We start from the raw sequence: 24,354 nt of genomic DNA on the forward strand, positions 1-24,354 counted from the left end.
CTTAGGGTCGGTGCGAAGGGAGGAATGAGGCGGCCGGCAGGCGCTCCACGATCCCGGGCGCGAACCGGTTCCACAGTCCGCCGAGCAGGACCACCGCGGCACTCGCGGCCAGGAAGCTGGCCGCGACGTCCGTGGGGTAGTGGACGCCGACATAGAGCCTCGACCAGGCCACGATAAGCGCCATGGCCGCACCCGCGACAGCGGCGACCTTGGACCAGCGGCTTCCGCGGGCCAGGAAATACAGGGCGAACGCTAGCGCGACGGCGAAGGAGACGTGGCCCGAGGGGAAGCTGTTGGAGCCCGTCTCCGGCGCCAGCGGGTCGAAGAGCAGCTTCGGATCCGGCCGTTGCCGGGCGATGAGGAGCTTGAAGGCTTCGCTGGCCACCCAGCCGGTGCAGGCGACCAAGCCAAAGGCCACAGCCTTGACCAGGTCACGGCGGACCAGCCAGAGGTACAGGGCGACGATGCCGATCAGCATGAGTCCTACCAGCGGACCGAACACCATGTTGATTCCCATCGCGACGGCGGTCAGCACCGCGCCGTGGTGCCGGCTGAGAGACTGGTCCACGCCCAGCTCGGCAGAGGTGTCGCCGGGCACCAGCTGCACCGTCAGGCCCAGCGCGATAACGGCCGCGCACAGCAGCGCGCCCACCACCAGCCAGTGCCTGGCCTGGGGGAGGGCCCAAAAACGTGATCCGGCAACGGCACGTTCGTCGGGGAGGCGGGATGGTGCAGTGCGGTCGTCAGTGGCGGGCCCAGTCATGGAATCCTTCGGCTCGGGTCGGCGGCGCGCGGTCACGCGTCCTCTTCAAGTCTTCCGCGAGGCTCTTAAGAAACGCTTAAGAACCGGCCCCCGGGTACAGCGCAGGGTGGATGCCACGCGAACGCCCCGGCCGGTGCGGGTTCACCAGCCGGGCGTTCGTTTGTTCGGAGGCAGGACCTAGACGCCGGCGTTGTAGACGTCCAGGCCGAAGCGGTTCAGGCCCGGTGTCCCGGCGTAGCCCAGGTAGGGCAGGCCGAAGGTGTCTTCGATGCTGGCGAGCAGGCTGTAGTGGTTGTAGGGCGTGGTGGACCAGGTGCCGCCCTTGGTGAACGGCGAGAGGACCAGTGCGCCGACCCGGCCTCCGCCCACGCCGGTGATGCCCGGCAGCGGCGCATTCGGCCCCGGGCCCTCACCGCAGCACGCGCTGGCGTCGCTCTGCGGCCCGTCGGACTCGTCGAAGGTGATGACCAGGACCCCGTCCTGCTTGAATGCGGGGGAGGAGGTGATGGCGGGAACCCACTGCTTGAGCCACTCGTCGGCGCTGGCGAGGCCGCCGGGCTGCCCGTCGACGCACGGGGAATCGTGTCCGTCATGGCAGAGGTTGGGCGTGATCATGGACAGGTTCGGGGTGGTGGCAGCGGAGGCGAGGTCCGTCTTCAGGGCGGCCAGGTCGACGTCGTTCTTGGCGCAGTCGGGCGAGCCGGTGATCCCGGCGAAGTACACGAACGGGTTGTGGCGCGCCGCGTACTGGTCGCCAACCTTGGCTTTCTGGGTGTCATCGACGGCGCCCAGCGCCGGGTGCCGGCACGGGGTGCCCATGTCCTCCATGTAGCCCTTCCAGGTCTTCCCGGCAGCCGTCAGCTGGCCGGCGACGGTGGGGACGCTGGCCGGGAAGACGCAGCCGTCCCCGACGGCCTGGCCCGGGCTGGCCGTTCCGCTGCCGGTAAACGGGGTGTAGCTCTGGCAGTCGGCCTGCATCTGGGGGTTCGGCCCCTGCCCCGAAATCTGCGCCACGTAGTTGGGCTGCGAGTTGTGCGCGGTTCCGAAGTACTGGTTCAGCAGGACTCCCTGGCTGCGCAGCGTCTGGGAGAGATACGGTGCGGCCGACGCCGGGCCCCAGGTCTCGTCATAGCCCTTGTTTTCGAGGTTGATGACGAAGACGTGCCGGGCCCCGGGCAGGTAGCCCTGGCCTGCGGTGGTGCCGACCGGGGCGGCGTTGGCCGGCGTGGCCGCTGTGCCGGCCTGGGGGCCGTAGCTGAGCGCCGCGGCGGCCAGTACGAGCAGCGCGGCGGCGGCGAAGCGCTTGAGCGTGCGGCGGCTGCGCGGCCGGGGTGCGGAGGCTGGTGCAGGTGCGGTAGGGGTGGTGGGGTTCACGGGAGCTTCCATCCGTCGGCGAGTGCTTTCTCTTTCAGGCCGGACCATTCCTCGGCCGGCGGCGGGCCGACGGGGGTGCAGGCCGGTCCGGCCACGAAGGGCGGGACAAGGTATTTGGGCGCGGCCAGGTTTGCCGGTGTGGCGAAGTCCAGGACTTCGGCGATGTTGCGGGCGGCCTTGTCCCGCGGCGTCAAGGGCGGGAGGTTCCAGCGCCATTCGATGGCCTTGAGGACCGAGGTGTGGTCGTAGACGTCGTGGGCGACGTAGCGGCGTCGTGCGCGGGGCGAGACCACCAGGGAGGGGACGCGGAAGCCGCGCAGGGCCGTGGCGGCGCTGGTATCCGGGGCCGTCGTCGGCGGGACGTGGTCGTAGAAGCCGCCCCACTCGTCGTAGTTGACCACCAGCAGGGTGTTGGCCCAGCCGGGACCGGAGGTGACCGCGTTGTAAACCTCGGCGAGGAACGTTTCGCCGGAGCGGATGTCCGCGTGCGGGTGGTCATCGCCGGAGGTGCCCGAGCCCTCGTCGGTGAACCGCGGGTCAACGAAGGACACCGCGGGCAGGGTCCCGGCGGAGCAGTCCGTCAGGAACTCGGAGTAATGGTGCGAGATGCCCTGGTACTTGGCTCCCCAGAGCGCGGTGAAGGGGATGTCGCCGTAGTAGTACTTGCCGGACACCCCGGCGCCGGCCAGCCGGTCCCAGATGGTCGGCAGGGTGCTGGTCACCGTGGAGTTATGGATCCGGTCGGTGGCCGCGGCGTGCTGGTAGAACCGGTTGGGGTAGGTCTCTGCCATGGTCGCCGCGAAGTACTGGTCGCACACCGTCCAGTCGGGGCCAGCCTGCCGCCAGAAGTCCAGGTCGGCGGCGTCGTAGTATCCGACGGCGAACTCGTCGTTCTCCCCGGCCAGGAGCCAGCCGTTGTTCTTCCCGTTGTTGAACTGGATCCGGCCGCCCTCATAGGAATGGTCCGGGTCCGGGTGGCCGCAGCCCTGGAAGTCCGTCAGGTGATGGGTGGAGTGCGGGATGCCGTAGCGGTCGGTGAAGCTCAGCCCGGACTGTTTCCCATCGGCCCCCGGCATCCAGCCAAGGAAGTGGTCGAAGGAGCGGTTCTCCATCATCACCACGATGATGTGGTCAATGCCGGATGCGCCGGGTGCAGGCAGCGTCGCCGCGGCCGCGGCCCGGGAAGCGTTGCCGGTGGCCAAAGCCGTGGCGCTGCTGGCGGCAAGGGCCGTGCCGGCGGCGGTCATGAAGTTACGTCGTGTTAAGTTCACGCCCAGTAGTAGATCACGGAAAGATTACGGTCCCGGCCCGTTTCAGGGCTGGTTCACGAACTGTTCACCGGGTGTTGGCGGTCCGGTACCGCGGCGGAAATCCGGGCAGGAACCGGGCATTCCGCCGGGCACCGATCAGGCCGGCACGGTGCCGCCGGGCATCCCGGGCGCGTTCTGCCCGTACTCCGCCGAGATCAGGATGGGGAGGTGGTCGGAGGCGCCGCGCGGCAGCGTTTCGACGTTCTCGATCATGAGGCCCTGGGACGTGGCGAAGTCGAAGTGGCCCTTGAAGACCTTGTACCGGGTGTACGTCCGCCGGTCGCTGAGGGAGAGCTCGTAGCCGGCGTCCTTCATCTGTTCCGTGAGGTACTTGGTGAAGAACGGGTAGTTGAAGTCGCCCACCATGAGCGTCATCAGCCCGCCGCCCATGCTCAGCAGTTCCGCGTGCGCGGCGTGGATCTGGTTCCGGCGCAGCGAGTTCGACGCCGTCAGGGGCGCCGCGTGGAAGGACGCGATGACGAGGTCGTGGTCCGTCTCGTTGTCGACCACCCGGGTGCCGATGAGCCGCTCGTGCGCGGGTGCCAGCACCCGGTCATGCATGGACTTCTTCAGGGCGAACGTCTTGGTCTCGTACGCGGTGAAACGGTCCTTGCGGTAGTAGATGGCCAGGCCCAGCCGGTTGCCTCTCGTGGCATCGGCGAGGTGAAGGGCGCCGATGGTTTCGGGCAGGTCTTCGGTGTCGCACTCCTGGAGGCAGAGCGCATCGATCTCATAGCCGCCGGCCAAAGCCTCCAGTTCGCCGCTGGCCTTGTGTTTGCGGAGGTTGTAGCTGATAACTCGGATCAGGGGAAGCACCTCTTCGCGCAATAGTCGGGGTAAACCTGCTCCCGAGTCTACCCAGTCCGGCGGATCGAACGGGAACAGGACTGGCCGGGCACTTGCCCGGGCAGCTCCGTGAACCGCCGCCGCAATGGCGCGCCGAAGCGGCGGGGAGCCGAGGCGATAGGGTGGTTGGGATTCCCTGATGGATGCTGCGAAAGGCTCGACGTTGACTGCTGAACTACCCGCGCTGGCCGAAGGCGATTTCTACTACCAGGTGCTGGGGGACGGGCGCTTCCGCTCCACCATCCACGCCCAGGGCGCCTGGAACGTGCACGAACAGCATATGGCGCCGGCGTCCGGCATCATCGCCGATTGCCTGGCCCGGCACGAACCGCGGGACGACATGCGGATGGCGCGGATCAGCTACGAGATCCTGGGCCTCATCCCCGGCGGCGAATTCGAGGTCACCACCACCACGCTGCGCCCCGGACGGACCATTGAACTGCTGCAGGCCGAACTCGTGGCCGGCGGCCGCGTGGCCATCCGGGCGACGGCCTGGCGGATGATCACCTCCGACACCTCGGCCATTGCCGCCTTCGAAGACCCCCGGATCCCCGCACCGGAAGACTGCGAGCCCTACGACGCCGCAACGGTTTGGCCGGGCGGGTACATCGCCTCGCTCAAGATGCGGATCGCCGAGGGCCACCGCGCCGGCTCCGGGACCGTCTGGCTGCACACCGACCACCCGCTCACGGACCGGGCGGACAGCAGCGACCTGGCCCGTCTGATCGGCCTCGTGGACACGGCCAACGGGATTGCCGCCCGGGTTCCGCCGGGCAAGGGCAGCTACGCCTTTCCCAACCTGGACCTGCAGATCCACATGTACCGGCGCCCGGAGGGGGAGTGGCTGGGCCTGGACAACGAGGTGTCCTTCGGCACGGACGGCATCGGCCTGACGTCGACGGTGCTGCACGATCTGCAGGGCCCCTTCGGGCGGGCCGAACAGATCCTGACGCTGCGCAAAAGCTAGTCGACGCGCCGGCAGGGAAACTGTCCGGTCAGTGGAAGACGAGCCAGCCGACGGTCGTGGCCAGACCGGTCAGGAACGCGCCCCAGAGGATGTCCGCCACGACGATCGCCAGCGGCCAGTTCTTCAGCGTCGCGGCGTTGGTGAGGTCGTAGGTGGCGTAGGCGAACCCGCCGAGGGCGGCGCCGTAGCCCAGCGCGGTCAGCCAGCTGCCGCCGTCGAGGGCCGGGCGGAGGGCGAAGAAGACGATCCCGGCGATGTAGAGCACGTAGAACACCACGGCGTACCCTAGATGGGGCTTGTCCGCCATCAGGTGGCCCAGGTGCCGGCGGTAGAACTTGTTCATCGACTTGAGCCAGACGGCGTCGATGACGGCGAACGCGGCGGCTACCACCAGGAATTGCAGAATGACCATAAGGGAGCATAACAACATGCAGCAGGCCGCGGCCGGACCCCGGAGCCTGACGGCGTTCCGGCAGGAGCACTCCCTCGGCGCCGCGGAAGACCTGGACTTCGCCCTGGAGCTGCTTCAGCGGGTGAAGACCGGCGCGTTGGGGCCCATGTTGCGGCTTTACCGGCCCGCGCCCACCGTGGCCTTCGGTCAGCGTGACACGCACCTGCCGGGCTTCGACGCCGCGGCGCGGGCCTGCCGCGAGCTCGGGTTCGAGCCCCTGGTCCGGAAGGCAGGCGGACGGGCTGCCGCGTACCACGAGGGAACGCTGGTGATCGACCACCTCGAGCCGCACGCCGATGCGATCGCGGGCGCCAAGGGACGCTTTTCCTTCTTCGGCGAACTGCTGGCGCAGGCACTGCGCGACGCCGGGGTGGAGGCCGCCGTCGGGGAGATCCCCGGCGAATACTGCCCCGGCGAGTTCAGCGTGCACGGCCAGGACGCGCAGGCTCCTGAGCACCGGCTCAAACTCATCGGCACCGCCCAACGCGTTGTCTCCGGCGGCTGGCTGTTCAGCTCGGTGATCATCGTGGAGAACTCAGCGCCGATCAAGGCCGTGCTCGAGGCCAGCTACGCGGCCCTGGGCCTGGACTGGGACCCGGCGACGGCGGGGGCGGTCAACGACCTCGTCCCGCACCTCGACGTGGACGCCATCGAGGCCGCCGTGCTGGGCGCTTACGGCCGCTACGCAACCTTGGACTACGGCGACTTCGCCAGCCTGCTGGACTAGGTTGGGGCTCAACCAGGGGCGCGCGCCGCGAGGAGCTGCTCGTGCAGGATGTCGGCGTGCCCGCAGTGCTGGGCGAGTTCCCGGAGCATGTGCAGATACACCCACCTCAGCGGCAGCGGCCCGCGCCGGTTTCCGCTGACCAGATCGTCCAGCCCCGGCGGCCCGGTCCTTTCGCGTGACTCAGCGCAGGCCCGCCGGTACGCTGCCTGGACGCTGGCGATGGTGTCGCCGTCGTCCAGGCCGAAGGACTCGTCCGGGGTGGCTGGTATGCCGATCTCCTGCCGGCTCCGGCCCGTGACGGCCTCGTCGAACCAGACTTTTTCCACGAACGTGGCGTGCTTGACCAGCCCCAGCAGTGTGGTGCGCGAGGGGACCAGGGACGCGCGGGCCTCCTGCTCGCTCAGCCCATCAAGGCAGTCGTGCAGCGCGGCCCGGTGCTCGTCGAGGAAGGCGTCGAATTGCGCCCGAAGGTCCGCCGCGAAGATGCCGGGATCCATGCTGGGGTAAGTGCTCATGGGTCCACAGCCTAATACGCTGCAGCCGGGCGCCCGCAGCGATGCCCGAAGCGCATCCAGCCCCAGAGACGGCTGGCCCCGTCCGAAACTTCGGACGGGGCCAGCCCATGACTGAACGCTGGGACGTCAGTGCCCCCGCGCGATCCATTCCTCAAGCTGCGGCGCTTCGGCGCCCACACTGGTCGAGTCCCCGTGGCCGGTGCGCACCACCGTGTCCGCGGGAAGCGTGAGCAGCCGGGACTTGATGGACTCGACGATGGTGGGGAAGTCGCTGAAGGACCGGCCGGTGGCGCCCGGGCCGCCCTGGAACAGCGTGTCGCCGGTGAAGACCGTGCCCTCGGCGGCCAGGTAGAAGCTCACGGAGCCGGGGGAATGGCCCGGGGTGTGGAGCGCCACCAGCCGCGCGCCGGCGACGTCTAACGTATCGCCGTCGTCGATGCCCTGATCCGGCTCGGTTCCCGGGAAGACCCGGTCCCAGAGCATCCAGTCCTCCCGGTTCAGGTAGACCGGCGCGTTGACCAGGCCGCGGAACTCGCCCACCGCGGCGATGTGGTCGTCGTGGCCGTGGGTGAGCAGGATGGCTGTGACTTTCCGGCCGGCGACGGCGGCCGCGATGGCGGCGGCGTCGTGTGCCGGATCGATCACCACGCATTCCTGGTCATTGCCGACGATCCAGACGTTGTTGTCGACGTCCCAGGTGCCGCCGTCGAGCGAGAACGTGCCCGAGGTGACCAGCTGGTCGATCCTCAGGCCGGTTTCGGAACCGGCGCTCACAGCTCGACCACCGAGCGGAGCACGGATCCGGAGTGCATCTTCTCGAACGCTTCCTCGATCTGGTCGATCGTGATCCGCTCCGTGACGAAGGCGTCCAGGTCCAGCCGGCCCTGCCGGTAGAGGTCGATCAGCATGGGGAAGTCGCGGGACGGCAGGCAGTCGCCGTACCAGGAGGACTTCAGCGAGCCGCCGCGGCCGAACACGTCCAGCAGCGGCAGCTCCAGGGTCATCTCCGGGCTGGGGACACCCACCAGGACCACAGTGCCCGCGAGGTCCCGGGCATAGAACGCCTGCTTGTACGTCTCCGGCCGTCCCACGGCGTCGATCACGACGTCGGCGCCGAAGCCGCCGGTCAGTTCGCGGATCGCCTCCACCGGGTCGGCGGAGGAGGAGTCCACGGTGTGGGTGGCGCCGAGTTCCTTGGCGCGTTCGAGCTTCTTGGCGTCGATGTCCACCGCGATCACGGTGGTGGCACCGGCGAGCGCGGCGCCGGCGACGGCCGCCACGCCCACGCCGCCGCAGCCGATCACGGCGACGGAATCGCCGCGCTGGACGTTGCCGGTGTTGATCGCGGCGCCGATGCCCGCCATGACGCCGCAGCCGAGCAGGCCGATCGCGGCGGGGTCGGCGTCGGGGTCCACCTTGGTGCACTGGCCGGCGGCGACGAGGGTCTTCTCGGCGAAGGCGCCGATGCCGAGGGCGGCGGTGAGTTCGGTGCCGTCCGCCAGCGTCATCTTCTGCGTCGCGTTGTGCGTGTTGAAGCAGTACTGCGGCTCGCCACGGCGGCAGGCCCGGCACTCGCCGCAAACGGCGCGCCAGTTCAGCACCACACGGTCACCGGGGGCCACCTGGGTGACGCCGGGGCCGACGGCGCTGACCACACCGGTGGCCTCGTGGCCGAGCAGGAACGGGAAGTCGTCGTTGATGGCGCCCTGCTTGTAGTGCAGGTCGGTGTGGCAGACACCGCAGGTGAGGATATCCACCAAGGCCTCGCCGGGTCCGGGGTCAGGGACCAGGATGGTCTCCAGGGTGACGGGTGCGTTCTTGGAACGGACTACTGCGCCTTTGACTTCGTGGACCATGGGGCTGGCTCCTTTCATCACCGCTTCCGCGACGGGAAGCGGCACGGCGCGGGCCCCTGGGGTGAGCCGGGAGTCCGCGCCGTAAGTGGTTTGGGGGGTGTCCTGAAAAGGTGGCTTTAGGCCGCGAGGCGGCTCTTGACCTCGGCCGCGGAGGGGTTGGTGGCGGCGGTGCCGTCCGGGAAGAGCACGGTGGGGACCGTGCGGTTGCCTCCGTTGAGCTGCTCCACGAGTTCGGCGGTGCCTTCGACTTCCTCGATGTTGATCTCGGTGTACCCGATGCCCTGCGCGTCCAGCTGCTTCTTCAGCCGGTTGCAGTAGCCGCACCAGGTGGTCGAAAACATGGTGATGGTGCCGGAATCGGGGGTGAAGTCCACGAAGATCTCCTCAAAGCTGGTTGACGGCGCTGGTTGACGACGATGAGTTGCATCGCCGGTTGCCGACAAAAGTCGTATGTCACTCCCAATAACCGTAACCCGAGGCCCGCTATTCCCTGCTCTATTCCCTGCTCTATTCCCGCTGGGCGGCCCGCGGTGGCATGCTGGTGCCATGTGTGGACGCTACGTGATGGCCCGGGCCGTCGGGGACCTGCTGGCAGAATTCGACGCCGAACTCGAGGAAGAGCTGGTGATTCCGCCGTCCTGGAACGTCGCCCCGACCGCGGACGTGCCGATCCTGCTGGAGCGGCTGGTGGACGGCGAGCCCGTGCGGCAGCTTCACCTTGCCCGCTGGGGACTCGTCCCCTCCTGGGCCAAGGACCCCGGCATCGGCTCGAAGATGATCAACGCCCGCAGCGAGAGCGTGCTGGAGAAGCCGGCTTTCCGCAAGGCCACCCGCACCCGGCGCTGCGCCGTGCCGGCAGACGGCTATTACGAGTGGAAGGGCGAGGGCCGCGGCAAGCAGCCGTACTACGTGCACCCGAAGGACGGCAGCCCGGTGGTCTTCGCGGGGCTCTATGAATGGTGGAAGGACCCGTCAAAGGCCGAGGGGGACCCGGAACGCTGGCTGCTCTCGACGTCGATCCTCACCACCGACTCTCCGCCGGAGGGCTACGCGGACGGCATGCTGGCGGAACTGACGGCCCTGCACGACCGCGTCCCGCTGCCGATGGACCGCCGGACCATGGAGACCTGGCTGGACCCGCAGGCCGACGACGCCGCCGCGCTCGTGGGGCTGGTCCGGGCCGGCGCGCACGACGTCGCCGAGGGCTGGAGGATCGACGCCGTCGGCACCGCCGTCGGGAACGTGAAGAACGACTCTCCGGAACTGATCCAGCCGGTCGGCAGCCTGTTTTAGCGGACGGGCCTTGGGCCGTGGCGACTAGACCGTGACCTTGCCGCCGGCGTCGACCGTCCAGGTGGGGTTGAATGCGACCTCCCAGCGGAAACCGTCCGGGTCCGCGAAGTAGCCCGTATAGCCGCCCCAGGGCTGGGTCTTCGGCGCGGCCACGACGACGGCGCCGGCGGCCTCCGCCTGGCGCATCGCCTGGTCCACCTCGTCGGCGCTGCCCACGTTGTGGCTCAGGGTGATGCAGGGGACGCCGGCCGGGGGATCGGTGGCCGCCTCGGCCTGCATCTGCCCGGCGTCCCAGAGCGAGAGGATAAGCCCGTGGTTGACCTGCAGGAAGAGCACCTCGCCGGAAACCTCCCGGTGGACCGGCCACCCGAGGCCCTCCACGTAGAAGCGGCGCGAGGCGTCAACGCTGCGGACACCCAATGAGATGAAGTCGACTCGTGGTTGCATCTTTCGATACTGTCATGCACATGTCCACACATCACCGTGACGCCAAAGACGCCCAGGCCGATAAGGAACAACTCGCCGCCGTGCGGGTGGCCGTCGACGAGGTGGACGAGCAGATCGTCGCGCTGATCGGCCGGCGCGAACGGCTGATCCGGATTGCCGGCACCCTGAAGGCGGACAGTGCCGAGGTGCGGGCTCCCGGCCGCGTGGAGCGGGTCCTCGAACACGTCAAGGCGACGGCGGAGCAGAAGGACATCGACGCCGAGATCGTCGAACAGACCTACCGGGCCATGATCGATGCCTTCATCCGGCTCGAGCTGGACGTCTACAAAGCCTCCAGCTAGGGCTGGCCAGGTCAGCTAGAGCGACTCCTCGACTGGCACGTTGGCCTGGTACTCCCGGCCCTCACAGTCGCTGTAGGCCGTCATCAGATGGCCCTTGGTCAGCCCCATCACCGTGCTCAGCGGAAAATTGCCGGTGATGGTGTTGCCGGAGTGCTCCACACCCTTGAGGTCGAAGTTCTCTTCCGTGCCGTCATGGCTGAAGCAGAAGAAGGAAACTGCCTCGCCGTTCATGAACTCGATTTCCATCCGGCGCTGGTGCGAATGGTCCGGGGTGGCCGCCACGAGCCCCACCACATAGGCCCCGGAACTCGGGATATTCCCGTCTATATCGAACTTCGCCACCAAGGTTGAATCCTTGGCGGCGATGCTTACGTGCTTCAGGAGTGCGCTATGGGAGCTCATAGCTCAATCCTGCTACCTGCGCCTGCGTCCGTCCACCCCCATCTAGGTTTTGTCCCGGGCCCGGCGTAGACTTGAATTGTTCGAAGATATATTCGAATACCCTCTCAAGATTCTTGCCAGAGGTCAGCGTATTCCGGGAGGCACCATGGGGATGTTCAGCGAGTCGGTGGACGTCGCCTGCACCCCGGCCGGCCAGCCGCTGTCCCTTGACTGGGGCGGCCGGCACTACGACGTCTGCGCCGAACCGGTCCGCTGGTTTGAGCGGCGGCAGTGGTGGGCCGAGGAGCAGCGGGCTCCGCTGGGCAGCGGACCGGGACTGGTGGACCACGAGATCTGGCGGATCCAGGTCCGGGACGCCGGCAGCCCGGAGGGCACCCTCACCCTGGACCTGAGCCGTCATCTGGGCAGCGGCCGCTGGCGGCTGCTGCGGATCCACGATGCCCTCCGCACACTCAGGAAGCCCGAATCGGCATGAGCTTCACCCATCTGCACGTTGCCACCGCCTTCAGCGCCCACTACGGGGTGTCCTGGCCGGAGGAACTGGCCGCTGCCGCCGCCGCGGACGGGGCCACGGCGCTCGCCTGCACGGACCGGGACGGGCTTTACGGAACGGTCAAGCACCTGAAGGCCTGCATGGCGGCAGGGCTGGACCCAGTCGTGGGGGTGGACCTGGCCGTCTTCGACGACGACGGCGACCTCCGCACCCAGCTCGGCGGTCGCGTCGTCGTGCTGGCGCACGGGCAGAACCACGGCGCCGGCTACCGGGCGCTGTGCCGGCTGGTCTCCGACGCGCACGCCCGCACCACGGGCAAGGCCGGGGGAACGGTGCCCGTCGCCGTGACCAGGGCGGAACTGGCCTCCCGGGCCCTCGACCCGCAGACCCTCGAACCGGTGCTGACCGTACTGATCGGCCCGGACTCCGACGTCGGCCGCGCCATGGGCGGCCGGCGCTACCTCCGGCCCCGCACGCTCTTCAAGCGCTGGCTGGACGCCATGCCGGCGGGAACTCTCGCCGCCGAAGTCGTCTCGCAGCTCAGCCCGCCCGGCGAGCCGCTGAGCACGGCCCATGCGGTGCGGATGCTCAAGCTCGCCGCGGAACATGCAGTCCCCGCGGTGCTGAGCAACGCCGTGCGCTACTGTGCCGAGGACGGTGCCGCGACAGCGGACGTGCTGGACTCCGCCCGGACACTGAAATCCCTGCCCGAGCTTTCCGCCGCGCCGCAGCTGCAACCCAACGGGCAGGCGTGGCTGAAATCCTCCGCGCAGATGCTGCGGCTTTGCCAGGAGATCATGCACGCCGCCGGCTACGGCGCAGCAGACCTCAAGAGCCTGCTGGCACACACCGAGGCGCTCGCGGACCGCTGCCGGATGGACCCGGTCGCGGACATGGGATGGAAGCAGCCCGTGGTCCCGGAAGCCTCGGTGATCGGAATTGCGGGGGACCCGCTCGTGGAACTCACGCAGCGCTGCGAGGCTGGCATCAGCCGGCGCTTCCCCGGGATCACCGGCAAAGCCGCCGAAGAGCTGCGTACCCGGCTGGAGCACGAGCTGCGGATCATCGACAGCCTGGGCTTCGCCTCCTATTTCCTGACCGTGGCCGAGGTGTCCCGGATGATCCTGGACATGGGGGTCCGGGCGGCCGCCCGCGGCTCGGGCGCCTCCAGCCTGGTCAACTTCCTGATCGATGTCAGCCAGGTCAACCCGCTGCAGCACGACCTCATCTTTGAACGATTCCTGTCCAGGGACCGCGCCACCCTGCCGGACATCGACATCGACGTCGAAAGCGCCGAACGGCACAACGTTTACCGGAGGATCTTTGAGCGCTTCGGCTCCGAACGCGTCACGCTGATGAGCATGCAGAACGGCTACCGCGCCCGCGGGGCCGTCCGCGACGCCGGCCTGGCCCTGGGCATGGACGGCGGCGACATCGACGAGATCGCCAAGCAGCTGTGGCGGTTTTCGGCCCGGAACTTCCGCGAAGCCTTGGTGGAGAAGCCGGAGCTGAAGGAATTCGCCGGCCGGGTGGAGCAGCGGGACTTCACCGAAAACCAGCAGCTGGACCTGCTGGTGGACCTGACCGAACGGCTGGACCGGCTGCCGCGCCACATCTCGATGCACCCCTGCGGGGTCATCCTGGGCGATGCGACCCTGCTGGACCGCACCCCCGTGCAGCCCAGCGGCCTGGGCCTGCCGATGAGCCAGTTCGACAAGCACGACATGGACCCAATGGGCATGCTCAAGCTCGATGTCCTTGGCGTCCGGATGCAGAGTGCCATGGCGTTCGCGGTCCGGGAGGTGATCCGGCTGCACCCGTCCAAGGCCGAGGTGGTGGCGGCCGGCCGCCACCCCGCAGGACCGGACGGCTCCGGCCCGGACTACATCGCCGCCGACGGCCGCATCGACCTCAACGCCGTCCCGCTCGACGACGAACCCACCTATGAGCTGATCCGCAGCACCCACACCCTGGGCTGCTTCCAGATCGAATCCCCGGGCCAGCGGGAACTCATCGGCAAGCTGGCGCCCCGGGAATTCAACGACCTCATCATCGACATCTCGCTGTTCCGGCCGGGTCCGATGAAGTCGGACATGGTCCGGCCCTTCCTGGAACACCGGCACGGCTTCGCGCCGGAGGTCTACCCGCATCCGGACCTCAAGCCGGTGCTGCAGGAGACCCACGGCGTCACCGTCTTCCATGAGCAGATCCTCAAAACCTTCGACGTCATGACCGGCTGCGGGCTTGCCCGGGCCGATGAATTCCGGCGGGCCCTCGGCAACGAGGTGCTCGAGGGCAGGGTGGAGGAGTTCTTCCGCCGCGAAGCCCGGGCCCGGAACTACACGCCCGAGGTGGTGGACAAGGTCTGGGGGACGCTGAAAGCCTTCGGCAGCTTCGGCTTCTGCAAGGCCCACGGCGCCGCCTTCGCCGTGCCCACCTACCAGTCGGCCTGGCTCAAGACCCACCACCCGGAAGCTTTCCTGGCCGGGCTCTGGGAACACGATCCGGGGATGTACCCCAAGCGGCTGCTGGTGGCCGAAGCCCGGCGGCTGGGGATCCCCATCCTGCCGCTGGACATCAACCGCAGCCAGGCCGAATACCGGGTGGAACGGGTGGACACCGGCCCGGACCGGGGCAAGCTCGGCATCCGGCTAAGCCTGAACGGCATTTTCGGGCTCTCCGGGGCCGAGCTGAAGCGGATCGTGGCCGGACAGCCCTATGATTCCCTCGCGGACCTGCGGGCCCGCACCCGGCTCAGCAAGCCGAGCATCCAGCGCCTGGCCCAGCTCGGCGCCTTCGACTCGCTGCACCGCTCCTCCGGCAGCACTGCCAACCGGGCCGACCTGGTCCAGCACCTGCAGCAGCTGCAGGGCAGGCCGCAGCGCAAGGGGGTCGAGGTCATCGAGGGGCAGTTGGCCTTGCCGCTGGGCGACGTCGAGCTCAGGAACCTGTTGGGCGGCCTGCCGGCCCCCACGCTGGTGGAAACCGTGCGCGCCGAACTGGACCTGTTGGCCCTGGATGTCAGCAGACACCTGATGGACAGCCACCGCCCCTTGCTGGACCGGCTGGGCGTCACGACGGCGGACAAGCTGCTGGGGCTGCGCAACGGCACCGAGGTGCTGGTGGCCGGGGTTCGGGTGGCCACCCAGACCCCGCCGATGCGCGGCGGCAGGCGGGTGGTGTTCATCAGCATTGATGACGGCACCGGCTGCGTGGACTCGGTGTTCTTCCATGAGGCCCAGGAACAGTCCGGACCGCTGCTGTTCGGGACCCGGCTGCTGCTGATCCGCGGAACCACCCGGCGGACCGGCCCGCGGGGCATCAGCATCAGCGCCTCGATGGCCTGGGACCTCAGCCGGACCGAAACGCTGCCCTTCCCCGCGCCCGCAGACGGTACGGCTGACACGACGGCTTCTGCCGGGGTGGCCGCCGGAGGAGCTGCTGCCCACGCGCCGGCCGGCCCGGAGCTCCCGGTCCAGGGCCCGCTGGACGGGATCCGCCGGACCCTGGCCATCACCGGGTTCTCCGGCTAAGCGGCGGCAAAACGCCGGCCGACCGGCGGCGGGCTGCGTTGGTTGGCCTATCCGGAACCCGATAGCATGGACGAGGCTGGCTGTGGTCCCCGTACGCCACAAGCTACGAAGCCTTAACTTTGAATAGGAGACACCCGTGTCAGATGCCCAGCAGATCACCCTTCTCGTCGACGGCGAAGAGACCAAGGTGACTACCGGGACCACCGGCGCGGAACTCTTTTTTGAGCGCCGCGACGTCGTTGTGGCCCGCGTCAACGGCGCGCTGAAAGACCTGGACCAGCCGCTGCCCGAGGGCGCCACGATTGAAGGCGTCACCATCGATTCCCCGGACGGCCTCAACGTGCTGCGCCACTCCACCGCCCACGTCATGGCCCAGGCCGTGCAGCAGCTGCGCCCCGACGCCAAGCTCGGCATCGGCCCGTACATCACCGACGGCTTCTACTTCGACTTCGACGTCGAGGAGCCGTTCACCCCGGAAGACCTGCGCCAGCTGGAAAAGATGATGCAAAAGATCATCAACCAGAACCAGAAGTTCGTCCGCCGCGTCGTCTCCGAGGACGAGGCGCGCGAAGCCATGAAGGACGAGCCGTACAAGCTGGAACTGATCGGCCTCAAGGGCGCCGGCTCGGACGCCGACGGCTCTTCCGTGGAGGTGGGCGGCGGCGAGCTGAGCATCTACGACAACGTGGAGCGCAAGGAGGGCACCACCGTCTGGTGCGACCTGTGCCGCGGCCCGCACCTGCCCAACACCAAGCTCATCTCCAATGCCTTCGCCCTGACCCGCTCCTCCGCCGCCTACTGGCGCGGCAGCGAGAAGAACAAGCAGCTGCAGCGCATCTACGGCACCGCCTGGCCCACCAAGGAAGCCCTCAAGGCCTACCAGGAGCGGATCGCCGAGGCCGAGCGCCGCGATCACCGCAAGCTCGGCGCCGAGCTGGACCTGTTCTCCTTCCCGGACGAGCTGGGCTCCGGCCTGCCGGTGTTCCACCCCAAGGGCGGCATCATCCGCAAGGCCATGGAGGACTACTCCCGCCAGCGCCACGTCGACGCGGGCTACGAATTCGTCTACACCCCGCACATCACCAAGGGCCACCTCTACGAGGTCTCCGGACACCTGGACTGGTACCGCGACGGCATGTTCCCCCCGATGCACATCGACGCGGAACTGAACGAGGACGGCACCGTGCGCAAGCCCGGCCAGGACTACTACCTGAAGCCGATGAACTGCCCGATGCACAACCTCATCTTCCGCTCCCGGGGTCGCTCCTACCGCGAACTGCCGCTCCGGCTCTTCGAATTCGGCTCGGTTTACCGCTACGAGAAGTCCGGCGTCGTGCACGGCCTCACCCGCGTCCGGGGCATGACCCAGGACGACGCCCACATCTACTGCACCCGCGAGCAGATGAAGGATGAGCTCACCAAGACGCTCAACTTCGTCCTCGGGCTGCTCAAGGACTACGGCCTGGAGGACTTCTACCTGGAACTCTCCACCAAGGACCCGGAAAAGTCCGTGGGTTCGGACGAGGTCTGGGAGGAAGCCACCCAGACCCTCGCCGAGGTCGCGCAGGAATCCGGACTGGAACTGGTCCCTGATCCGGGCGGAGCCGCCTTCTACGGCCCCAAGATCTCGGTGCAGGCCCGCGACGCCATCGGCCGGACCTGGCAGATGTCCACCATCCAGCTGGACTTCAACCTCCCGGAGCGCTTCGAACTTGAATTCCAGGCCGCGGACGGCACCCGCCAGCGCCCGGTCATGATCCACCGCGCCCTCTTCGGTTCGATCGAACGCTTCATGGGTGTCCTGACCGAGCACTACGCCGGCGCCTTCCCGGCCTGGCTGGCCCCGGTGCAGGTGGTTGGCATCCCCGTGGCAGAGGCGTTCAACGACTACATGTTCGACGTCGTCGACCAACTCAAGGCTGCCGGGATCCGCGCCGAGGTGGATATCTCCTCGGACCGTTTCCCGAAGAAGATCCGCACCGCCAGCAAGGACAAGATCCCGTTCGTGCTGATCGCCGGCGGGGACGACGCCGAGGCCGGCGCCGTGTCCTTCCGCTTCCGCGACGGCAGCCAGGACAACGGCGTGCCCGTTGCCGAGGCCGTCCGGCGGATCGTCGACGCCGTCCGCAACCGGACCAGCTAGGGGAGCAGCACGTGCAGGAGACCACAGGCGCTGTCCCGGGCTACCCGGGTGACGACGGCGTAACCGACGACTTTGGCCTGGCCGGGGTGCCGGACGCCTTCCAGCGCCTGTGGACTCCGCACCGCATGGCGTACATCAAGGGCGGCCAGCACCAGTTCAAGAACCCGGATGACTGCCCCTTCTGCGTCGCTCCCGAGCGCGAGGACGACGACTCCCTGATCGTATTCCGCGGCCGGTCCTGCTACGTCGTGCTCAATCTCTTCCCCTATAACCCGGGCCACCTCCTCATCTGCCCCTACCGGCATATCCCCGATTACACGGACCTGACCGTCGAGGAGACCGCGGAGTTCGCCGAGCTGACCCAGACGGCCATGCGGGTGCTGCGCAAGGTCGCGAACCCCACCGGCTTCAACTTGGGGATGAACCAGGGCGTGACCGGCGGGGCCGGCATCGCAGGCCACCTGCACCAGCATGTGGTGCCGCGCTGGGGCGGGGACGGCAACTTCTTCCCCATCATCGCGCAGACGAAGGCGATCACCCAGACCCTGGGCGAGGTCCGCCAGCAGGTTGCCGAGGCCTGGCCCCAGGTCAACGACCAGGACACTGACCAGGACAATGACCAGGGCGCCGAACGGGCCGGCAACGCGGGGCAGATGCCTGCCGGGACGTCGGATGCTGAATAAGCACGCCCGCGGCTTCTTCACCGCGCTCTTCTCGCCGCTGGCCCGGTGGCTGCTGCGGATGGGCGTCTCGCCCGACGCCGTCACGATCGTCGGCACCGCCGGCGTCGTCGTCGGGGCGCTCGTGTTCTACCCGCTGGGCCAGCTCTGGTGGGGAACGCTGTTCATCACCGCGTTCATCTTCTCCGACGTCATCGACGGCATCATGGCCCGGATGCAGGAACGCGGCGGACGCTGGGGCAACTTCCTGGACTCCACCCTGGACCGCGTCGCCGACGGCGCCCTCTTCGCCGGCGTCGCCATCTGGTTCTTCACCGGCGGCGCCGATATTCCCATCGCCATCGCCGCCGTCGTCTGCCTCGTGCTGGGCATGGTGGTGTCCTACGCGCGGGCCAAGGCCGAGGCGCTCGGCTACCACGCGAACCTGGGCATCGCGGAGCGTGCCGAGCGGCTGGTGTCGGTCCTGGTGGTCACCGGCTTCACCGGGATCGGGCTCCCCACCGTGGTCCTGTTTGCCACCCTGTGCCTGCTCGCCCTGGCCAGCTTCGTGACGGTCGTGCAACGCATCGCCTCCGTGCACCGCCAGTCGCTGGAGGAAAATACGGGAAGCGCCACGGAACAGGCCGCCTGAGCCCGTAATCGGAATTCAACCCGGCCGCGGCAGGGGACTAGTATTAGGCTTACCGGCCAATGGTTCCCGGTAATCCGGTGTGTGCGAGCCGGTGTATGCGAGATTGTCATCTGCGTGCCGTCCGCGCCCCGGCGAGGTCATCTATCTACCCATAGGGGTTTTTGTGTCTACACCTGATGTAAGCAGCGAAGCCGGCGCGTCCGCCAAGAACGTAACGGGCAGCAGCCGCGTCAAGCGCGGCATGGCGGAGATGCTCAAGGGCGGCGTCATCATGGACGTCGTCAACGTCGAGCAGGCCCGCATCGCCGAGGACGCCGGTGCCGTGGCCGTGATGGCGCTGGAACGCGTTCCCGCCGACATCCGCGCCCAGGGCGGCGTGTCCCGGATGAGCGATCCGGACATGATCGACAAGATCATCGACGCCGTCTCCGTGCCGGTCATGGCGAAGGCCCGGATCGGCCACTTCGTCGAGGCCCAGGTCCTGCAGTCCCTCGGCGTGGACTACATCGACGAGTCCGAGGTCCTGACCCCGGCCGACTACACCAACCACATCGACAAGTGGAAGTTCACCGTTCCCTTCGTCTGCGGTGCCACGAACCTCGGCGAAGCGCTGCGCCGCATCAACGAAGGCGCGGCCATGATCCGCTCCAAGGGCGAGGCCGGCACCGGCGACGTCTCCAACGCCACCACCCACATGCGCCAGATCCGCGCCGAGATCCTGAAGCTCGCCGCCCTGCCCGAGGACGAGCTCTACGTCGCCGCCAAGGAACTGCAGGCCCCGTACGAACTCGTCAAGGAAGTTGCCTCCACCGGCAAGCTTCCGGTGGTGCTGTTCACCGCCGGCGGTATAGCAACCCCGGCCGACGCCGCCATGATGATGCAGCTCGGCGCCGACGGCGTCTTCGTCGGCTCCGGCATCTTCAAGTCCGGCAACCCGGCCCAGCGCGCCGCCGCCGTCGTGAAGGCCACCACCTTCTTCGACGACCCGGACGTCATCGCCAAGGCCTCCCGCGGCCTGGGCGAAGCGATGGTGGGCATCAACGTCGACGAAATCCCGCAGCCGCACCGCCTCGCCGAGCGCGGCTGGTAATTCGCGCTGTTGAGGGCGCCGGACGGCGCTGATCCTCTGCGTGCTATTCCCCGCGCCTTGTTGGCAGCTAAGCGGCTGCCCGGGGCGCGGGGCCCCTTTTACGCACGCTGCCGGATCACACCGCCCGTCGCCTTGCGCTCCTGATGAGTACGACGGCGGCCGGTCACCCTTTCGGGTGGCCGGCCGCCGTCGTTTGTTCTAAATGGACCTAGTCGAGGCCGCGGCGCTTGAGCAGCGGTTCGAGCCGGGCATCCCGGCCCCGGAAGGCGCGGAAGGATTCCAGCGGGTCGCGGCTGTTGCCTCGGGAGAGCAGCTCGGCCCGGAAGAAGTCGCCGTTCGCCCGGGTCAGGCCGCCGTTGTCCTTGAACCATTCGACCGTTTCGGCGTCGAGCACCTCGCTCCAGATGTAGGAGTAGTACCCCGCGGCGTACCAGCCGCCGGCAAAGATGTGCTGGAAGTAGCCGGTGCGGTAGCGCGGCGGGATCAGGCTGTGCGCCACCCCGGCGGCGGCCAGGGCCTTGGCCTCGAATTCCAGGGCGTCCTCGGGGATCTCCGTGCCGTCGAGCACGTGCCAGGCGAGGTCCAGCAGCGCCGCACCAAGGTACTCGGTGGTGCCGAAGCCTTCGCCCCAGAGGGCGGCTTCGTTGAGCTTGTCCACCGCTTCCTGCGGCAGCGGCTCGCCGGTGGCGTGGTGCCTGGCGTAGTTGGCGAGAACCTCCGGCCACATGATCCACATTTCATTGACCTGCGAGGGGTATTCGACGAAGTCGCGCGGCACGGAGGTGCCGGCGAAGCGCGGGTAGGTGACCGAGGAGAACAGCCCGTGCAGGGCGTGGCCGAACTCGTGGAAGGTGGTCCGCAGCTCGTCCAGGGTCAGCAGCGTGGGCTCGCCGGCGGGCGGCTTGGAAATGTTGAGGTTGTTGATCACCACCGGCCGCGTGTTCAACAGTCCGGACTGCTCCACGAGGGAGTTCATCCAGGCCCCGCCGCGCTTCGAATCCCGGGTGTAATAGTCGCCCAGGAACAGGCCCAGGTCGGTGCCGTCGGAGTTCTTTACCTCCCAGACGCGGACATCGGGGTGGTAGCCCTCAAGGTCGGTGCGTTCGTGGAAGGTGATTCCGTACAGGGCGGTGGCGGCGAAGAAAACCCCGTCCTGGAGCACCCGGTCCAGCTCGAAGTATGGCCGCAGGGCCTGCTCGTCCACGGAGTACCGTTCACGCTTCACCTGCGCCGAGTAGTAAGCCCAGTCCCAGGCCTCGAGCGGGTGGCCGGCGACCTCCGCCAGCGCCTCCGCCTCGGCGTCGGCGTTCCGGACGGCGGCCGGGGCGAGGCGGTTCATCATGGCCTGCACGGCCTCGAAGTCAGGGGCGGTCTGCTGGTCCACGCTGAGCTCGGCAAAGTTGGCGAAGCCGAGGAGGCTGGCCTTCTCTGCGCGCAGCCGGACCATGTCCTTGACCAGGTCCAGCACATCGAGGCCGCCACCGCCGCTGCCACGGCCGACCGACGCCTCGAAAAGCCGGCGCCGCACCTCCCGGTTCTCCAGGGCGGCCAGCGCAGGCTGGTTGCTGGGCTGGATCAGGGTGAGCAGGAATTTGCCCTCGTGCCCCGCGGTGCGCGCGGCTTCGGCGGCGCTGGCGACGTCGTCCGCCGGGAGACCGGCGAGCTCGGCGGCGTCGTCCAGCAGCAGCGAGGCGGACTTCATCCCCTCCTTGACTCGTTGGCCGAACTCGGTTCCGAGGGTGGACAGCTCGGCGTTGATGGCCTTGAGCCGTTCCTGGCCGGCCGCGTCGAGCTGGATGCCGGTCTGGCGGAACTCTTTGAGGTATTCCTCCACGAGCCGGTTTGATTCCGCGTCCAGCCGGTCGGTGTTGATGGCGGCGAAGCGCTCGAACAGCCCCCGGTTCAGGTACACGGCGTCCTGGTGGGCCGAGAAGCTGGGGGAGAGGCGGGTCTCGAGCTCCCGGATGGCCTCGGAGGCGTCCGCGGATACCAGCGTGAAGAAGGACGCCGCGGCACGCTGCAGCAGCTGTCCGGAGCGCTCCATCGCCAGTGCCGTGTTCTCGAAGGTCGCCGGCTCCGGGTTCGCCACGATGGCCTGGATCTCGGCCAAGTGTTCTGTGAGGCCGGCCTCGACGGCCTCGGAGTAGTGCTGGACCTCGATGTCCGCGAAAGGCGGCAGTCCGTAGGGCAGGGTGCTGGGGCTCAGGAGGGGATTGGTCATGAAATAACTCTTTCATGCACGGCGCCGGTTCTCAATGGACCGCTAGGCGTGTTGTGACGCGGGCCACCGTACGATGACAAAATGCGAACCATCACCACCACGCTGCGCGGACGGCTGCTGGCCGGGTCCGCCGCGGCTCTCCTGGCGGTCTCCCTGACGTCCTGCGGCCTCGTCGCCCGCCCGGACGCCAGCGCGGGACCTGCCTCGGCGGCCGCCGCCAGTACTGCCGGGACGGCGTCCCCGGGAACCCCGGGATCTACGCCGGACGCCCCGCCGTCGAACACACCTACCCCGACGCCGACGCCGGGGAAGGGGCCGGCGTGCGCCGCCATCCGCTGCACCACTGTCCTGGTCACCGGGGACATGCTGGTCCACGCCCAGCTCTGGGAGCAGGCCCGTGCCGACGCCCTCGCCACCGGCGCCAAGGGCCTGGACTTCGAACCGCTGCTGGCGGGCCAGCGCAAATACATCGAAAAGAGCGACCTCGCGGTCTGCCACCAGGAAACGCCCGTGTCCGGACCCACCGGGCCGTTCTCCGCCTACCCGTCGTTCAACGTTCCGCCACAGATCATCACGGCCGCCCAGCAGGTCGGCTACCAGGCGTGCACCACCGCCAGCAATCACACCATTGACCAGGGCACCGCGGGCCTGGTCCGCACCCTGGATGCGCTCGGCGCGGCCGGGCTGCAGCACACCGGCTCCTACCGCAGCGAAGCCGACTCCCGCGGCGTGATGATCCTGAATACCGCCGCCGCCACGGTCGCCGTGATCGAGGGCGCCTACGGTTTGAACGGGCAGACCCCGGAGCACGCCTGGCAGGTGGACATGCTCGATCCTGCCGCGATGATCGCCAAGGCCCGCAAGGCGAGGGCGCTCGGGGCGGACATCGTGCTGGGTGTCATGCATGCCGGGGACGAGTACTCCAACGTGCCGAACGAGCAGCAGCGCACCGTGGCCCACGCGCTGGTGGACAGCGGCCAGTTCACCATGATCTACGGCCACCACACCCACTCGGTGCTCCCGATTGAGCGCTACAAGGGGACCTGGATCGTGTACGGGCTGGGCAACGGCGTCACCGAACTCTCGCCCTGGTACGTGGTGAACAACGAGGGATTGCTGGTGCGGGCGCAGTTCAGCCAGGACGCCGCGGGCAAGTGGACAGCATCGGACCTTGCCTGGGCGCCTTCCGTCATTGTGCGCGGGCCCTACCGGTGGTGCTCGGTCGCCACCGACGCCCCGCAGGGTCCCTGCGCCGGTGCCGCCGCGGACGCGGCCACCCGGCTGCGGACCCGGACCGTGGTGGAATCGATGGGCGCTGCCGCGGCGGGCGCCCATGAACTGCTGATCACGAAGGAGCGGTAGCCCTGGACACGCTGAGCGAACGACGGCGGACCGTGGGCGCGCGAGGTTCCGAGCTGGCCGTCGTCGAATACGGCCGGCAGCCGGGCCCTGACGTGCCGACGCTGCTGCTGGTGCACGGTTATCCCGACGACCACCGGGTCTTCCTGCCCGTCATCCGGGAGCTCGCCGCAACGCACCACGTGCTCGCGTACGACACACGCAATGCGGGCGCCTCCGTCGTCGTCGGGAGCCCGGGCGACTTCACCCTGGCCACGCTGGTGGACGACCTCTTTGCCGTCCTCGACGCCGCCGGAGCCACCGGGGTGCATCTGGTGGGCCACGATTGGGGGTCGATCCAGGGCTGGGCAGCGGTGCAGGATCCGCGTGCCGCGGGCGTGATCCGCCGCTACACGAGCATCTCCGGCCCGGACCTCCGCCACTTCTCTCGCTGGGTGCGCTCACGGCTCCGGCACCCCCGGTCGTGGCGGCAAGTGGCCGGGCAGTTGCTGCGCAGTTGGTACATCGCTGCGTTCCTGGTCCCGGTGCTGCCGGAGGCTGCCTGGCGGCTGTTCCTGACCCGGCGCTACGAACGGGGCGCCAAGCGCAGCGTCGGCAACGACCCGGTCCGCGGGCTGGCGCTTTACCGCAGCAACTTCCGGTCCGCCCGGAACTGGACTGCACCCGCGCGGGTGGCGATGCCGGTGCAGGTGGTGGTCCCGTTGCGGGACCCCTTCCTGTCCCCGCACCTGGTGGAGGGGCTTGAGGCGTGGGTGGATGACCTGAGCGTGTTGAGGGTGGACAGCGGACACTGGTGGCCGGCGACCAGGCCGGCCGAGCTCGCGGCGCTGCTCAGGAACAGTTGAGCCGGAGGATGACGACGACGGTTGTATCCGGGCTTGCACTACGCGGCCGAGGAGTACGTTGGGGGAC

24 protein-coding genes are annotated in these 24,354 nt (G+C 68.5%); 12 read left to right on the forward strand and 12 right to left on the reverse strand.

What is annotated here, in order from left to right; translation table 11 throughout:
• Position 1 precedes the first annotated feature (1 nt).
• From HNO80_RS01000 to HNO80_RS01015, 4 genes are all read right to left on the reverse strand, one after another.
• The gene (locus tag HNO80_RS01000) at positions 2–763 is read right to left on the reverse strand and encodes a phosphatase PAP2 family protein (RefSeq protein ID WP_175320987.1); all 762 of its coding nucleotides are present in this window, start codon (positions 761–763) and stop codon (positions 2–4) included.
• Between the two features lie 177 nt (positions 764–940).
• Complete coding sequence (locus tag HNO80_RS01005) at positions 941–2,137, reverse strand: alkaline phosphatase family protein (protein WP_349627141.1); 1,197 nt, start codon at positions 2,135–2,137, stop codon at positions 941–943.
• Positions 2,134–3,408, reverse strand: coding sequence for an alkaline phosphatase family protein (locus tag HNO80_RS01010; RefSeq protein ID WP_349627142.1), 1,275 nt, complete (start codon positions 3,406–3,408; stop codon positions 2,134–2,136). Before HNO80_RS01010 ends, HNO80_RS01005 begins: the two co-directional genes overlap by 4 nt.
• 135 nt (positions 3,409–3,543) lie before the next feature.
• Positions 3,544–4,251, reverse strand: coding sequence for an endonuclease/exonuclease/phosphatase family protein (locus tag HNO80_RS01015; RefSeq protein WP_175321100.1), 708 nt, complete (start codon positions 4,249–4,251; stop codon positions 3,544–3,546).
• A gap of 205 nt (positions 4,252–4,456) precedes the next feature.
• On the opposite strand from HNO80_RS01015, the gene HNO80_RS01020 reads away from it, so the two are divergent.
• Entirely contained in the window at positions 4,457–5,260 is an 804-nt protein-coding gene (locus HNO80_RS01020) for a thioesterase family protein (RefSeq protein ID WP_175321101.1), read from the forward strand.
• Between the two features lie 28 nt (positions 5,261–5,288).
• On the opposite strand, the gene HNO80_RS01025 is transcribed toward HNO80_RS01020, so the two are convergent.
• Entirely contained in the window at positions 5,289–5,672 is a 384-nt protein-coding gene (locus tag HNO80_RS01025) for a DUF2177 family protein (RefSeq protein WP_175320988.1), read from the reverse strand.
• Between the two features lie 16 nt (positions 5,673–5,688).
• On the opposite strand from HNO80_RS01025, the gene HNO80_RS01030 reads away from it, so the two are divergent.
• A complete protein-coding gene (locus HNO80_RS01030) occupies positions 5,689–6,438 on the forward strand; it encodes a lipoate--protein ligase family protein (RefSeq protein WP_175321102.1) in 750 nt (249 codons plus the stop codon).
• A gap of 8 nt (positions 6,439–6,446) precedes the next feature.
• Here the strand turns inward: HNO80_RS01030 and HNO80_RS01035 are convergent, their stop codons facing one another.
• The 4 genes from HNO80_RS01035 to HNO80_RS01050 form a co-directional block, all read right to left on the reverse strand.
• Entirely contained in the window at positions 6,447–6,953 is a 507-nt protein-coding gene (locus HNO80_RS01035; protein ID WP_175320989.1) for a DinB family protein, read from the reverse strand.
• 126 nt (positions 6,954–7,079) lie between these two features.
• Entirely contained in the window at positions 7,080–7,727 is a 648-nt protein-coding gene (locus HNO80_RS01040; protein WP_175320990.1) for an MBL fold metallo-hydrolase, read from the reverse strand.
• Entirely contained in the window at positions 7,724–8,809 is a 1,086-nt protein-coding gene (locus HNO80_RS01045) for an S-(hydroxymethyl)mycothiol dehydrogenase (protein ID WP_175320991.1), read from the reverse strand. The genes HNO80_RS01040 and HNO80_RS01045 overlap by 4 nt, the downstream gene beginning before the upstream one ends.
• A 116-nt stretch (positions 8,810–8,925) precedes the next feature.
• Positions 8,926–9,183, reverse strand: coding sequence for a mycoredoxin (locus tag HNO80_RS01050; RefSeq protein WP_056739948.1), 258 nt, complete (start codon positions 9,181–9,183; stop codon positions 8,926–8,928).
• Positions 9,184–9,355: 172 nt separating this feature from the next.
• On the opposite strand from HNO80_RS01050, the gene HNO80_RS01055 reads away from it, so the two are divergent.
• Positions 9,356–10,102: an SOS response-associated peptidase gene (locus HNO80_RS01055; RefSeq protein ID WP_175320992.1), complete on the forward strand. Its 747-nt coding sequence runs from the start codon at positions 9,356–9,358 to the stop codon at positions 10,100–10,102.
• Between the two features lie 24 nt (positions 10,103–10,126).
• Here the strand turns inward: HNO80_RS01055 and HNO80_RS01060 are convergent, their stop codons facing one another.
• Entirely contained in the window at positions 10,127–10,549 is a 423-nt protein-coding gene (locus tag HNO80_RS01060; RefSeq protein ID WP_175320993.1) for a VOC family protein, read from the reverse strand.
• 14 nt (positions 10,550–10,563) lie between these two features.
• On the opposite strand from HNO80_RS01060, the gene HNO80_RS01065 reads away from it, so the two are divergent.
• Complete coding sequence (locus HNO80_RS01065; RefSeq protein WP_175320994.1) at positions 10,564–10,890, forward strand: chorismate mutase; 327 nt, start codon at positions 10,564–10,566, stop codon at positions 10,888–10,890.
• 15 nt (positions 10,891–10,905) lie between these two features.
• Here HNO80_RS01065 and HNO80_RS01070 read toward each other — a convergent pair whose 3' ends face one another.
• Positions 10,906–11,292: a hypothetical protein gene (locus tag HNO80_RS01070; RefSeq protein WP_175320995.1), complete on the reverse strand. Its 387-nt coding sequence runs from the start codon at positions 11,290–11,292 to the stop codon at positions 10,906–10,908.
• A 145-nt stretch (positions 11,293–11,437) separates the two neighbouring features.
• Here HNO80_RS01070 and HNO80_RS01075 point away from each other — a divergent pair, with 145 nt between their 5' ends.
• The 6 genes from HNO80_RS01075 to pdxS all read left to right on the forward strand — a co-directional run bounded on the left by HNO80_RS01075 (position 11,438) and on the right by pdxS (position 19,862).
• Positions 11,438–11,767, forward strand: a complete 330-nt coding sequence (locus tag HNO80_RS01075; RefSeq protein WP_175320996.1) for a DUF6504 family protein — start codon at positions 11,438–11,440, stop codon at positions 11,765–11,767.
• Complete coding sequence (locus HNO80_RS01080; protein WP_175320997.1) at positions 11,764–15,318, forward strand: DNA polymerase III subunit alpha; 3,555 nt, start codon at positions 11,764–11,766, stop codon at positions 15,316–15,318. The genes HNO80_RS01075 and HNO80_RS01080 overlap by 4 nt, the downstream gene beginning before the upstream one ends.
• A gap of 136 nt (positions 15,319–15,454) precedes the next feature.
• Complete coding sequence (thrS, locus tag HNO80_RS01085) at positions 15,455–17,461, forward strand: threonine--tRNA ligase (protein ID WP_175320998.1); 2,007 nt, start codon at positions 15,455–15,457, stop codon at positions 17,459–17,461.
• An 11-nt stretch (positions 17,462–17,472) separates the two neighbouring features.
• Positions 17,473–18,144, forward strand: a complete 672-nt coding sequence (locus HNO80_RS01090) for an HIT family protein (protein ID WP_349627143.1) — start codon at positions 17,473–17,475, stop codon at positions 18,142–18,144.
• Positions 18,134–18,772 carry a phosphatidylinositol phosphate synthase gene (gene pgsA, locus HNO80_RS01095; protein ID WP_175320999.1) on the forward strand — a complete coding sequence of 213 codons (639 nt, stop codon included), beginning with the start codon at positions 18,134–18,136 and terminating at the stop codon, positions 18,770–18,772. Before HNO80_RS01090 ends, pgsA begins: the two co-directional genes overlap by 11 nt.
• Before the next feature lie 163 nt (positions 18,773–18,935).
• The gene (gene pdxS / locus HNO80_RS01100) at positions 18,936–19,862 is read left to right on the forward strand and encodes a pyridoxal 5'-phosphate synthase lyase subunit PdxS (RefSeq protein WP_175321000.1); all 927 of its coding nucleotides are present in this window, start codon (positions 18,936–18,938) and stop codon (positions 19,860–19,862) included.
• 208 nt (positions 19,863–20,070) lie between these two features.
• Here the strand turns inward: pdxS and HNO80_RS01105 are convergent, their stop codons facing one another.
• Positions 20,071–22,083 (reverse strand): M3 family metallopeptidase, encoded by a 2,013-nt coding sequence (locus HNO80_RS01105; RefSeq protein ID WP_175321001.1) that lies wholly within the window; start codon positions 22,081–22,083, stop codon positions 20,071–20,073.
• An 81-nt stretch (positions 22,084–22,164) separates the two neighbouring features.
• On the opposite strand from HNO80_RS01105, the gene HNO80_RS01110 reads away from it, so the two are divergent.
• Both HNO80_RS01110 and HNO80_RS01115 read left to right on the forward strand, forming a co-directional pair.
• A complete protein-coding gene (locus HNO80_RS01110) occupies positions 22,165–23,445 on the forward strand; it encodes a CapA family protein (RefSeq protein WP_175321002.1) in 1,281 nt (426 codons plus the stop codon).
• A 32-nt stretch (positions 23,446–23,477) separates the two neighbouring features.
• Complete coding sequence (locus HNO80_RS01115) at positions 23,478–24,287, forward strand: alpha/beta fold hydrolase (protein ID WP_349627144.1); 810 nt, start codon at positions 23,478–23,480, stop codon at positions 24,285–24,287.
• Positions 24,288–24,354 lie beyond the last annotated feature (67 nt).

The organism is Arthrobacter sp. C9C5 (genome assembly GCF_013359735.1).
Taxonomy (GTDB): domain Bacteria; phylum Actinomycetota; class Actinomycetes; order Actinomycetales; family Micrococcaceae; genus Arthrobacter.

Coding starts and splice junctions, on each gene's coding strand:
- HNO80_RS01045 (WP_175320991.1), bottom strand. CDS start 8,809: ATGGTCCACGAAGTCAAAGGCGCAGTAGTCCGTTCCAAGAACGCACCC.
- HNO80_RS01080 (WP_175320997.1), top strand. CDS start 11,764: ATGAGCTTCACCCATCTGCACGTTGCCACCGCCTTCAGCGCCCACTAC.
- HNO80_RS01075 (WP_175320996.1), top strand. CDS start 11,438: ATGGGGATGTTCAGCGAGTCGGTGGACGTCGCCTGCACCCCGGCCGGC.
- HNO80_RS01060 (WP_175320993.1), bottom strand. CDS start 10,549: ATGCAACCACGAGTCGACTTCATCTCATTGGGTGTCCGCAGCGTTGAC.
- HNO80_RS01055 (WP_175320992.1), top strand. CDS start 9,356: ATGTGTGGACGCTACGTGATGGCCCGGGCCGTCGGGGACCTGCTGGCA.
- pgsA (WP_175320999.1), top strand. CDS start 18,134: ATGCTGAATAAGCACGCCCGCGGCTTCTTCACCGCGCTCTTCTCGCCG.
- HNO80_RS01030 (WP_175321102.1), top strand. CDS start 5,689: ATGCAGCAGGCCGCGGCCGGACCCCGGAGCCTGACGGCGTTCCGGCAG.
- HNO80_RS01110 (WP_175321002.1), top strand. CDS start 22,165: ATGCGAACCATCACCACCACGCTGCGCGGACGGCTGCTGGCCGGGTCC.
- HNO80_RS01065 (WP_175320994.1), top strand. CDS start 10,564: ATGCACATGTCCACACATCACCGTGACGCCAAAGACGCCCAGGCCGAT.
- HNO80_RS01000 (WP_175320987.1), bottom strand. CDS start 763: ATGACTGGGCCCGCCACTGACGACCGCACTGCACCATCCCGCCTCCCC.
- HNO80_RS01035 (WP_175320989.1), bottom strand. CDS start 6,953: ATGAGCACTTACCCCAGCATGGATCCCGGCATCTTCGCGGCGGACCTT.
- HNO80_RS01105 (WP_175321001.1), bottom strand. CDS start 22,083: ATGACCAATCCCCTCCTGAGCCCCAGCACCCTGCCCTACGGACTGCCG.
- HNO80_RS01070 (WP_175320995.1), bottom strand. CDS start 11,292: ATGAGCTCCCATAGCGCACTCCTGAAGCACGTAAGCATCGCCGCCAAG.
- HNO80_RS01025 (WP_175320988.1), bottom strand. CDS start 5,672: ATGGTCATTCTGCAATTCCTGGTGGTAGCCGCCGCGTTCGCCGTCATC.